11 protein-coding genes are annotated in these 9,557 nt (G+C 67.1%); 5 read left to right on the forward strand and 6 right to left on the reverse strand.

Going from position 1 to position 9,557, the window contains the following annotated elements:
- Positions 1 to 61: 61 nt before the first annotated feature.
- From pcaF to ACIIOY_RS09435, 3 genes are read right to left on the reverse strand one after another with little or no spacing between them, the layout of a single operon-like run.
- Positions 62 to 1,267, reverse strand: a complete 1,206-nt coding sequence (gene pcaF / locus ACIIOY_RS09425) for a 3-oxoadipyl-CoA thiolase (RefSeq protein ID WP_411034393.1) — start codon at positions 1,265 to 1,267, stop codon at positions 62 to 64.
- Positions 1,268 to 1,277: 10 nt separating this feature from the next.
- Positions 1,278 to 1,967 carry a CoA transferase subunit B gene (locus ACIIOY_RS09430; RefSeq protein WP_411034394.1) on the reverse strand — a complete coding sequence of 230 codons (690 nt, stop codon included), beginning with the start codon at positions 1,965 to 1,967 and terminating at the stop codon, positions 1,278 to 1,280.
- Entirely contained in the window at positions 1,964 to 2,671 is a 708-nt protein-coding gene (locus ACIIOY_RS09435) for a 3-oxoacid CoA-transferase subunit A (RefSeq protein ID WP_411034395.1), read from the reverse strand. The genes ACIIOY_RS09430 and ACIIOY_RS09435 overlap by 4 nt, the downstream gene beginning before the upstream one ends.
- A 140-nt stretch (positions 2,672 to 2,811) precedes the next feature.
- Between ACIIOY_RS09435 and ACIIOY_RS09440 the strand changes: the two genes are divergently transcribed.
- On the forward strand, positions 2,812 to 3,567 hold the full coding sequence (locus ACIIOY_RS09440; protein ID WP_411034396.1) for an IclR family transcriptional regulator: 756 nt from the start codon (positions 2,812 to 2,814) through the stop codon (positions 3,565 to 3,567).
- Between the two features lie 60 nt (positions 3,568 to 3,627).
- Complete coding sequence (locus ACIIOY_RS09445) at positions 3,628 to 4,278, forward strand: sulfite oxidase-like oxidoreductase (protein WP_411034397.1); 651 nt, start codon at positions 3,628 to 3,630, stop codon at positions 4,276 to 4,278.
- Here the strand turns inward: ACIIOY_RS09445 and ACIIOY_RS09450 are convergent.
- Positions 4,263 to 5,147, reverse strand: a complete 885-nt coding sequence (locus tag ACIIOY_RS09450; RefSeq protein ID WP_411034398.1) for a helix-turn-helix domain-containing protein — start codon at positions 5,145 to 5,147, stop codon at positions 4,263 to 4,265. The two genes, ACIIOY_RS09445 and ACIIOY_RS09450, sit on opposite strands and share 16 nt — an antisense overlap.
- A gap of 116 nt (positions 5,148 to 5,263) precedes the next feature.
- On the opposite strand from ACIIOY_RS09450, the gene pobA reads away from it, so the two are divergent.
- Positions 5,264 to 6,436, forward strand: a complete 1,173-nt coding sequence (pobA, locus tag ACIIOY_RS09455) for a 4-hydroxybenzoate 3-monooxygenase (protein ID WP_411034399.1) — start codon at positions 5,264 to 5,266, stop codon at positions 6,434 to 6,436.
- Here the strand turns inward: pobA and ACIIOY_RS09460 are convergent.
- A complete protein-coding gene (locus tag ACIIOY_RS09460; protein WP_411034400.1) occupies positions 6,430 to 7,296 on the reverse strand; it encodes a phosphotransferase family protein in 867 nt (288 codons plus the stop codon). The two genes, pobA and ACIIOY_RS09460, sit on opposite strands and share 7 nt — an antisense overlap.
- Before the next feature lie 30 nt (positions 7,297 to 7,326).
- Positions 7,327 to 8,250, reverse strand: coding sequence for a pca operon transcription factor PcaQ (gene pcaQ / locus ACIIOY_RS09465; protein ID WP_411034401.1), 924 nt, complete (start codon positions 8,248 to 8,250; stop codon positions 7,327 to 7,329).
- Between the two features lie 96 nt (positions 8,251 to 8,346).
- Between pcaQ and pcaD the strand changes: the two genes are divergently transcribed.
- Both pcaD and pcaC read left to right on the forward strand, forming a co-directional pair.
- A complete protein-coding gene (gene pcaD / locus ACIIOY_RS09470) occupies positions 8,347 to 9,159 on the forward strand; it encodes a 3-oxoadipate enol-lactonase (protein ID WP_411034402.1) in 813 nt (270 codons plus the stop codon).
- A complete protein-coding gene (gene pcaC / locus ACIIOY_RS09475; protein WP_411034403.1) occupies positions 9,152 to 9,556 on the forward strand; it encodes a 4-carboxymuconolactone decarboxylase in 405 nt (134 codons plus the stop codon). Before pcaD ends, pcaC begins: the two co-directional genes overlap by 8 nt.
- Position 9,557: the final 1 nt, after the last annotated feature.

A 9,557-nucleotide genomic window follows, 5' to 3' on the forward strand; every position in this document is an offset into this window, starting at 1 on the left:
GGCCCGCATGGGTGCAGGAGGGCAGGGCACGTGTCAATGCGCGTTTATTGCCCTCCCGCCTTCAAGCCCGTTCGAGCGCGACGGCGATGCCCTGTCCGACACCGATGCACATGGTGGAGAGCGAGCGCTTCTTGCCGGTGAGGCTGAGCTCCAGGGCGGCGGTTCCGGTGATGCGGGCGCCGGACATGCCGAGGGGGTGACCGAGTGCAATCGCCCCGCCGTTCGGATTGACGTGCTCGGCGTCGTCGGCGATGCCGAGTTGCCGGAGCGTCGCCAGGCCCTGGGAGGCGAAGGCCTCGTTGAGCTCGATCACGTCGAAGTCGGCGGGGGTGAGGCCGAGGCGGGCGTACAGGCGTTCGGTGGCCGCGACCGGGCCGATGCCCATGATGCGCGGCGGAACGCCCGCCATCGCGCCGCCGAGGATGCGGGCGATGGGCGTGAGGCCGTACTTTTTGACCGCCGCTTCGGAGGCTATGATCAGCGCCGCCGCCCCGTCGTTGACGCCCGACGCATTGCCCGCCGTCACCGTGCCGCCCTCCTTTTTGAAGGGCGTCGGCAGCCTGGCGAGCGCTTCGATCGTCGTCGCACGCGGATGTTCGTCCTTATCGACCACGACCGGATCGCCCTTCCGCTGCGGAATGGTGACCGGCACGATCTCCTTCGCCAGCCGTCCGTTCGCCTGCGCGGCGGCAGCTTTCGCCTGCGAGCGCACGGCGAAGGCATCCTGGTCCTCGCGCGAGACGGAAAAATCTTCCGCGACGTTCTCGCCGGTCTCGGGCATGGAATCGACGCCGTATTGCGTCTTCATCAGCGGATTGACGAAGCGCCAGCCGATGGTCGTGTCGTAGATCTCGGCGTTGCGCGAGAAGGCCGTCTCCGCCTTCGGCAGAACGAAGGGCGCGCGGCTCATGCTCTCCACGCCGCCGGCGATCATCAGCTCCGCCTCGCCCGCCTTGATGGCGCGGGCGGCGGCGATGACGGCGTCCATGCCGGAGCCGCAGAGCCGGTTGATCGTCGTGCCGGATACGGAAACGGGCAGGCCCGCCAAGAGGGACGACATGCGCGCGACATTGCGGTTGTCCTCGCCCGCCTGGTTGGCGCAGCCATAGACGACGTCGTCGACCGCTTCCCAGTCGATGCCGGCATTCCGCGCCATCAGCGCCTTCAGCGGGATGGCGCCGAGATCGTCGGCGCGCACGGCGGAAAGCGAACCGCCGAAGCGGCCGATGGGCGTGCGGATATAGTCGCAGATATAGGCTTCGGACATGGGTCTTCCTTTAAAGTTCCGGCACGACGAGATCGGCGACGGGGCCGTCGAGATGCAGCTTCGCGCCGGTCATGGCCTGCAGTTCCTCGATCGTCATGCCCGGCAGCTTCTCGCGCAGCACGAAGCGGCCGTCGGCAACGTCGATGACGGCATGGCTGGTATAGATGCGGGTGATGCAGCCGACGCCGGTGAGCGGGAAGGTGCAGCGCTCGACCAGCTTCGGCTCGCCCTTCTTCGTGACGTGCTCGGTGATGACGACGACCTGCCTTGCGCCGTGCACGAGGTCCATCGCCCCGCCGACGGCCGGCACGCCCTTGGAGCCGACGCGCCAGTTGGCGAGATCGCCGTTCTCCGCCACCTGGTAGGCGCCGAGGATGGCGACGTCGAGATGGCCGCCGCGCACCATGGCAAAGCTGTCGGCATGGTGGAAGAAGGCCGAACCCGGCTTCAGCGTCACGGCCTTCTTGCCGGCATTGATCAGGTCCCAGTCCTCCTCGCCTTCCGGCGGGGCCTCGCCGAAGTCGAGGATGCCGTTCTCCGTGTGGAAGATCGCCTCGCGGCCTTCCGGCTGGTAGCGCGCGACCATCTCCGGAAAACCGATGCCGAGATTGACATAGGCGCCGTCGGCGATGTCCTGCGCGGCGCGCCAGGCGATCTGGGCGTTGGAGAGTTTTATGTCTTCTCTGGTGTCGACGGTCATGCGTAGGCCACTCCTGCGCGGATGAGGTCTTCTTCCTGTTTCGGATCGGCGACTTCCACCACGCCGTCGACGAAGATGCCGGGGGTGACGACATGCTCCGGGTCGATGCCGCCCGGCTGCACCAGCTTCGAGACCTGCACGATGGTTCTCGCCGCCGCCATGCACATCAGCGGGCTGAAATTGCGGGCAGCCTTGTTGTAGGTGAGGTTGCCGTGCGTATCGCCGACATGCGCCTTGATCAGCGCGACATCCGCCTTCAGCCAGCGCTCCTGCACATACATGCGGCCATCGAATTCGGCGACCGGCTTGCCCTCGGCGAGCTCCGTGCCGTAGCTCGTCGGGGTGTAGAAGGCGGGAATGCCCGCCCCGCCGGCGCGGATGCGCTCGGCGAGCGTGCCCTGCGGCACCAGCTCCAGCTCGATCTCGCCTGCGAGATAGCGGTCGGTGAAGGCGCGCGGATCGGTGGAGCGCGGGAAGGAGCAGATCATCTTTCTGACCATGCCGGCGTCGATCATCGCGGCGATGCCGATGCGGCCGTTGCCGGCATTGTTGTTGATGACGGTGAGGTCCTTCGGACCCTTGTCGATCAGCGCGTGGATCAGCTCGATCGGCGCACCCGAGCCGCCGAAGCCGCCGATCATAACAACCGCACCGTCGCCAATCTCCGCGACGGCCTCCGCAAGGCTTCCGATGGTCTTGTCCATGCAAAAACTCCCGTTGTCGGCCACAGAGGTAAATCCGAATGGGAAAAGCGGCAACGGCTTTTGTGCGTTATTTGACTTTTGTTCAATATTCGCACAAAATGCGGCATCTCGGCGAACCGCACGCATGGCTGGAGGCATCGATGCGCGAAACGGACTTCATCGGCGGATTCGCCAAGGGGCTGAAGGTCATCGAGGCTTTCGGCGAGGCAAAGCCGCGCCTCACCATCACGGACGTCTCGAGGGAGACCGGCCTCGACCGGGCGACGGCGCGGCGCTGCCTGCTGACGCTCGCCGAACTCGGCTATGCCGCCTATGACGGAAAGTTCTTCGAGCTGACCCCGAGGATCCTGCGGCTCGGCCATGCCTATCTTTCCGCCACACCCCTGCCCCGGCTCGTGCAGCCCTATCTCGACCAATTGTCCGAGAAGGTCGGGCAGAGCGCGTCGGCCTCCGTGCTCGACGGGACGGAGATCGTCTACGTGGCGCGGGCCGCGCAGAAACGCGTCATGTCGATCAACCTGATGCCGGGCTCGCGGCTGCCGGCCTATTGCGCCTCGATGGGCCGCGTGCTGCTCGCCGCGCTGCCCGAGGCGGAAGCCCGTGCGATCGTCGAAGCCTCCGACCGGCGGGCGAACACGCCCTTCACCAAGACCGATCCGGATGCGCTGATGGAAGAATTCGCCCGTGTGCGGCGGAACGGGTATGGGCTGATCGACCAGGAACTCGAGATCGGCCTGCGCTCCATCGCCGTGCCGCTGGAAAATACCCGCGGGCGCGTCGTCGCCGCGCTCAACATCGGCGCGCCGGCCGCCCATGCGGCAACGGACGACATGGTCGAACGCTACCTGCCGGCAATGCGCGAGGTGCAGGCCGCGCTCAGGCAGGTGCTTGCCTGACCGCTCCTTGACAGGGACCGGGTGGCGACCCCACCTTTTGCACTGCACCAGGAGGCCGCCATGAGCGACGAGGAAAGCAAGCTCATCCGTACCAAGCGCCAATGGGCGGACCAGGGAAAATTCCTGACCGGCCGCGCGTTGCGGTCGCAAACCGACCGGCTGCCGCCCGGCCAGCACCTCGTCAAGAACTGGCCGGTGCTCGACCTCGGCCAGCAGCCGGTGATCCGGCCGGAAAGCTGGCGGCTCGACGTCAAAGGCGGCGCGGAGAACCCGATGTCGTTCAGCTGGACGGAGTTCCTGGCGCTGCCGCAGAGCCAGAAACGCTCCGACATCCACTGCGTGACCACCTGGTCGCGCTACGACAACCGCTGGGACGGCGTGGCGGCGCGCGACCTCATCGAGATCGTCGTGCCGCGCCGGCAAGCGAATTTCGTGATGCTGACGAGCTATGACGGCTACACGACCAACCTGCCGCTCGCCGATTTCGCCGCCGAGGACGCCATCCTCGCCACCCATTGGGAGGGCCGGCCGCTGTCCGTCGAGCATGGCGGGCCGATGCGCCTCGTCGTGCCGCACCTCTACTTCTGGAAGAGTGCCAAGTGGCTGGCGCGCATCGATTTCCTGCCCGGCGACCAGGCCGGCTTCTGGGAACGCAACGGCTACCACATGCGCGGTGATCCCTGGAGGGAAGAGCGCTATTCCAGCGACTGAGCCGCCAGCCGCGCGCGCTCCCTGAGCCGCCAGGCGCGCGGCGTGTCGCCCGTCTCGCGCAGGAAATAGCGGGAAAAATAGGCGGGATCGGCAAAGCCGAGGCGAAGGCCGATCTCCTGTGCCGGCCTCTCGGTGAAGACGAGCTCGCGCTTGGCCTCGTCTATCAGCTTGCGCCCGATATAGGTATGGGCCGTCAGACCCGTCGCCGCCTTGACGAGGCGATTGAGGTGCGTCGGCGAGACGCCGAGCGCCTGCGCGTAGAAATTCGCCGGCTTCTGGCTGCGGAAATGCTGCTGGATGAGGCCGTTCAGGCGTTCCATGCGCCGCGCCGTCCCGCCCAGGCCCTCCGCAGGATCGTCCCGGCTCCACAGCCGCGCCGAAAGCGTCAGCACGCAGGTGAGATAGGCCTCCATCAGGTCCGTGCGGCCGCTGCGCCGCCCCGCCCACTCGGCCGCGAGACGTTCGAGCGTCGAGACGACGAAGGCGCCTTCCGGGTCGCCGGGATCGAGCGGCGTCACGCGCGGTTCTGCCGTGAAACGCCCCGCCTGCCCGGAAAGGCGCAGGTGCGAGGCGAGCAGAGTGAAGACATAGCCGTCGATGTCCCGCGAAAAGCGGAAGCCGTGGCTGACCGCCGGCGGCACGGTGACGATGGCGGGCGGGGCGAGCGCCGACCGCTTCCCGCCGAACAGCGCATCGCCCGATCCGGACGAAATGTACAGGATCTGGAAGAAACCCTCATGCCGGTGCAGGCCGATCTCGTAGCGGTGCAGGCTGCTGCGCGACGGGATCGTTTCGCAGTGCAACCAGAAATCCGGCGCATTTCCGGTGCGTTCGCCGTAGAGATCGTAGGTCGGGACGGGTCTGGTCATCGCGGCGGCGCTGTTTCTCGATGTTCGATTTGTACAAGCTAAAGACCGATCCGTCCATTGCCCGGCCCCGCGCTTCTCCCTGACAATTTGCCGAATGCCAGTTTCGGGAGGACATCATGCGCGTTCAGGTCGCCATCATCGGCTCGGGTCCGTCGGGCCTCCTGCTCGGCCAGCTGCTCGGCAATGCCGGCATCGAGACGGCCATCCTCGACAAGTCGAGCCGCGAGCACATCCTCAGCCGCGTGCGCGCCGGCGTGCTGGAGGAGGGAACGGCGGGCCTGATGGACAAGGCCGGCGTCGGTGGTCGAATGCATGCGGAGGGCCTGCCGCATGACGGTTTCTCGCTCGCCTTCGACGGCCGCGATCACCGCATCGACCTTTTCGGCCTCACCGGCGGCAAGCGCGTCGTGGTCTACGGCCAGACGGAGCTGACGCGCGACCTGATCGAGCAGCGCGAGGCCGATAGCCGGCTCACGATCTACGAAGCCTCCAATGTGACCCCGCATGCCTTCGACGGCGAGGCGCCCTATGTGACCTACGAGAAGGACGGCCTCGCGCACCGCATCGACTGCGATTTCATCGCCGGCTGCGACGGCTTCCACGGGGCGAGCCGCAGGGCCGTGCCGAAAGGAGCGATCCGCACCTTCGAGAAGGTCTATCCCTTCGGCTGGCTCGGCATCCTTGCCGACGTGCCGCCGGTCAGCGACGAGCTGGTCTATGCCAACCATCCGCGCGGCTTCGCGCTCTGCTCCATGCGCTCGCACACCCGCAGCCGCTACTACATCCAGTGCGGGCTGGACGAGAAGATCGAGGACTGGCCGGACGGACGCTTCTGGGACGAGCTGCGCCGCCGGCTTCCCGCCCACCATGCGCAAGCGATGGTGACGGGGCCGAGCTTCGAGAAATCGATCGCGCCGCTGCGCTCCTTCGTCGCCGAGCCGATGCGCTTCGGACGGCTGTTCCTCGTCGGCGATGCGGCGCATATCGTGCCGCCCACCGGGGCCAAGGGGCTGAACCTTGCGGCGAGCGACGTGCACTACCTCTTCTCCGGCCTCGCGGAGCACTATCGGGACCGTTCGAACGCCGGCATCGACGCCTATTCGGCGCGGGCGCTCGCCCGCGCCTGGAAGGCCGTGCGCTTTTCCTGGTGGATGACGACCATGCTGCACCGCTTCCCCGATACCGGCGATTTCGACCAGAAGATCCAGGAGGCCGAGCTGGACTATCTCACCCATTCGCGCGCCGCGGAGACGGTGCTGGCGGAAAACTATGTCGGTCTGCCCTACTGACGCGCCGCCCAGGCGGCGACCGAGTCGACCATCGCCGCATGGTGCTCCGGCGCATCGGCCAGCGCAGCAAGCTCCCAGAGGCGATGCACGCCGGTCAGAAGCCGGATGCGGGCACGATCCAGCCTGCGGCGGGTCAGCCGCTCGTAGCCGTCGACGATGCGGGCGGTGAGGTCCGGGCTGATGAAGTTGGAATAGATGAAATCCTGGTGCAGCGGGCCGAAACCGGAATCGGCGAAGTCGTAGATGCCGTTGAGCCGTCCTGCCGCGGCATCGAAGGCCATGTTCCAGCCGTGGCCGTCGAAGAAGCCGTAGATTTCCCCATAAGGATCCGGCGGAAGGCTGCGCCAGCCCGCGATGACCTCATTCGCGAAGGCGTGCAGGTTTTCCGGCAGAAGCGGCAGGGCTCTTGCCGCAATCGTCCCGGCGTCGAGCCAGCGCTCGACGGGCCGCGCGCCCGCCGCTTCCATCGCGGTGCGGTCGAGCACGTGCAGTTCCGCATAGAAGCGGGCCATCGCCTCGCCGAGCGCCTGCCGCGCCGGTTCCGCCAGGGCCTCGTACCCCGCCGTCTCCAGATGCCCGCCGGGAATGATGACGTGCTCTGAGAAGAGCGGTGGGCCCTCGTGCAGGCGAAGGTCCGGGACGCGCATCGATACGTGCGGGCGCACGGCGGCGAGGATCGCGGCCTCTCGGCAGAGCGCCCGTTCCGCGACCTCGCCCCGCGGGAACTTGAAGACGAGGCGGCCGTCCACCGCGACGGCGCGCGAATGCCAGCCGCCCGGCAGCGGTTCGAAGGCGGCACCGGCAAGCTCGGGGTGCACGGCGACGATCGCGTCGCGAAACGGGTCGAGGTCGTTGGCCATGGCCCCTCGTAGCCGAACGACCGGATGCGCTCAAGCCGCGGGCGAGACCTTGCCGGCCACCTCGCGGATCGTCTGCATCAGGATGGCGAGCGGCATCGAAGGCACGGCGTCGGTGCGCATGGTGAGGCCGACCGGCCCTTTCGTTTCGCCGGTGTCGACCGGCAGCGCGGCCAGCTTGCCCTCCGCGATGTCCGCCGCGACGACCCCTTCGGAGATGATCCAGATCGCGTCGCTTTCGCGCACGAAGGCGCGGCCGAACGCGTCGGAGACGGTCTCGATCTGGTTGGGCAGGCCGGCGATGCCGTTGGCGATCAGGAACCTTTCGACGAAGGGACGGATGATAGAGGCGCGCGTCGGCATCAGCACGGGATAGGCATCGAGGCCGGCGAAGGCCGAGCCGCCGGAAAGCAGCGGATGGCCGGCGCGCACGCAGAAGACGACCTTCTCCGAATAGAGGTGCTCGAAGGAGAAGCCCGCCATCTTCTCCGGTGCCGCCAGGCGCCCGACGACGAGATCGAGGTCGCCGACGCGCAGCTGCTCGAGCAGGACGGCATTTTCGCCCGTGACGATCTTGATGCGCGCTCCGGTGCCCTCTTCGAGGAAGAGGCGCATCGCTTTCGGCATGATGCGCGTCGAGACGGTCGGGAGCGCGCCGATGCGGATCGGCGGGGCATCGCCGGATAGCGCCTGCGAAACGGAATCGAAGCCTTGCCGCAGCGCCGTCAGCGCCGCGCCGGCGTGTTTCAGGAAGACCTCGCCGTAGCGGGTGATCTTGATGCCGCGGCCCTCGCGCTCGAAGACCGCAACCCCCAGGACCTCCTCCAGTTCGCGGATCGTCTTCGTCACGGCGGGCTGGCTGACATGCAGGAGTTCGGCCGCCTTCATGACGCTCTTCTGGCGCGCCACCTCGACAAAGGTTTGCAGATGGCGGAACTTGATACGGCTGTCGACCATGGCTTTTCATAACCCTCAAGTTTATGAAACGGCATGAAATATCATTTTACCTAACCAGATCAAGGGATCAATCTGCGGAAACCGGAGGAGACAGAAGTGCAGTTCGCAACCGTCAACGACGTCATCCTGCATCATCAGCTGATCGGCGGGCCCGCCGGCCGGCCGGCGATCGTCTTTTCCAATTCGCTCGGCACCGACTTCCGCATCTGGCGCGACGTCGTGGTGCGGCTTGCCGGCGAGTTCCCGATCATCATCTATGACAAGCGGGGCCACGGCCTCTCCGATCTCGGGCAGGTGCCCTATTCGATCGACGACCACGTGCTCGACCTTGCGGCGCTGCTCGACCGGTTCGACGTGAAGGACGCGGTCATCTGCGGCCTCTCGGTCGGCGGCATGATCGCGCAGGGGCTTGCCGCCAAGCGCGCGGACCTTGTGAAGGCGCTCGTCCTCTGCGACACGGCGCACAGGATCGGTACCGCCGAGATGTGGAACGCCCGCATCGAGAGCGTCGAGGCGAAGGGCATCGAGAGCCTTGCCGACGGCGTCATGGAACGCTGGTTCACGCCGGCCTTCCGCCGGCCGGAGAACGCCGCCTATCACGGCTACCGCAACATGCTGACACGCCAGTCGGCGGTGGGCTATACCGCGACCTGCGCGGCGCTGCGGGACGCGGACCTCACCGAATCCACCAGGCGCATCCGCGTGCCGACGCTCTGCGTCGTCGGCGACCAGGACGGCTCCACTCCGCCGGATGTCGTGCTGTCGATGGCGAAGCTCATACCGGGCGCCCGCTACGAGGTCATCGAGGATGCCGGGCACATTCCCTGCGTCGAGCAGCCGGAGATCCTCGCCGGAATGATCCGCGCCTTCATCGCCACCCTACCTGCCGGAGACGAGCCACATGGCTGACGCCCATACCTTTTCCGACCGCTACCGCCAGGGCATGGTGACCCGCCGGGCGGTGCTCGGCGACAATCATGTCGATCGCGCCTCCTCGTCCGCCACCGCCTTCGACCAGCCCTTCCAGGAACTGATCACCGAGAGCGCCTGGGGCACGGTCTGGTCGCGGCCGGGCTGGACGAAGCGCGAGCGCTCCTTGGTGACGATCGCGCTGCTCGCCGCGCTCGGCCACGACGAGGAGGTGGCGATGCATGTGCGCGCTACGGCGAACACCGGCGCAAGCCGCGAGGACATCGCAGAGGCGCTGCTGCACGTGGCGATCTATGCCGGGGTGCCGGCGGCCAACCGGGCGATCAAGGTCGCCAAGCACGTCTTCGAGGAGATGGACGCCGAGAAGGCGGCCTGAG

The organism is Shinella agrisoli (assembly GCF_046557955.1).
Taxonomy (GTDB): domain Bacteria; phylum Pseudomonadota; class Alphaproteobacteria; order Rhizobiales; family Rhizobiaceae; genus Shinella.

Excerpts from the sequence above, each read along its gene's own strand:
- pcaF (WP_411034393.1), bottom strand. The coding sequence starts at position 1,267 with ATGTCCGAAGCCTATATCTGCGACTATATCCGCACGCCCATCGGCCGC.
- ACIIOY_RS09430 (WP_411034394.1), bottom strand. The coding sequence starts at position 1,967 with ATGACCGTCGACACCAGAGAAGACATAAAACTCTCCAACGCCCAGATC.
- ACIIOY_RS09435 (WP_411034395.1), bottom strand. The coding sequence starts at position 2,671 with ATGGACAAGACCATCGGAAGCCTTGCGGAGGCCGTCGCGGAGATTGGC.
- ACIIOY_RS09440 (WP_411034396.1), top strand. The coding sequence starts at position 2,812 with ATGCGCGAAACGGACTTCATCGGCGGATTCGCCAAGGGGCTGAAGGTC.
- ACIIOY_RS09445 (WP_411034397.1), top strand. The coding sequence starts at position 3,628 with ATGAGCGACGAGGAAAGCAAGCTCATCCGTACCAAGCGCCAATGGGCG.
- ACIIOY_RS09450 (WP_411034398.1), bottom strand. The coding sequence starts at position 5,147 with ATGACCAGACCCGTCCCGACCTACGATCTCTACGGCGAACGCACCGGA.
- pobA (WP_411034399.1), top strand. The coding sequence starts at position 5,264 with ATGCGCGTTCAGGTCGCCATCATCGGCTCGGGTCCGTCGGGCCTCCTG.
- ACIIOY_RS09460 (WP_411034400.1), bottom strand. The coding sequence starts at position 7,296 with ATGGCCAACGACCTCGACCCGTTTCGCGACGCGATCGTCGCCGTGCAC.
- pcaQ (WP_411034401.1), bottom strand. The coding sequence starts at position 8,250 with ATGGTCGACAGCCGTATCAAGTTCCGCCATCTGCAAACCTTTGTCGAG.
- pcaC (WP_411034403.1), top strand. The coding sequence starts at position 9,152 with ATGGCTGACGCCCATACCTTTTCCGACCGCTACCGCCAGGGCATGGTG.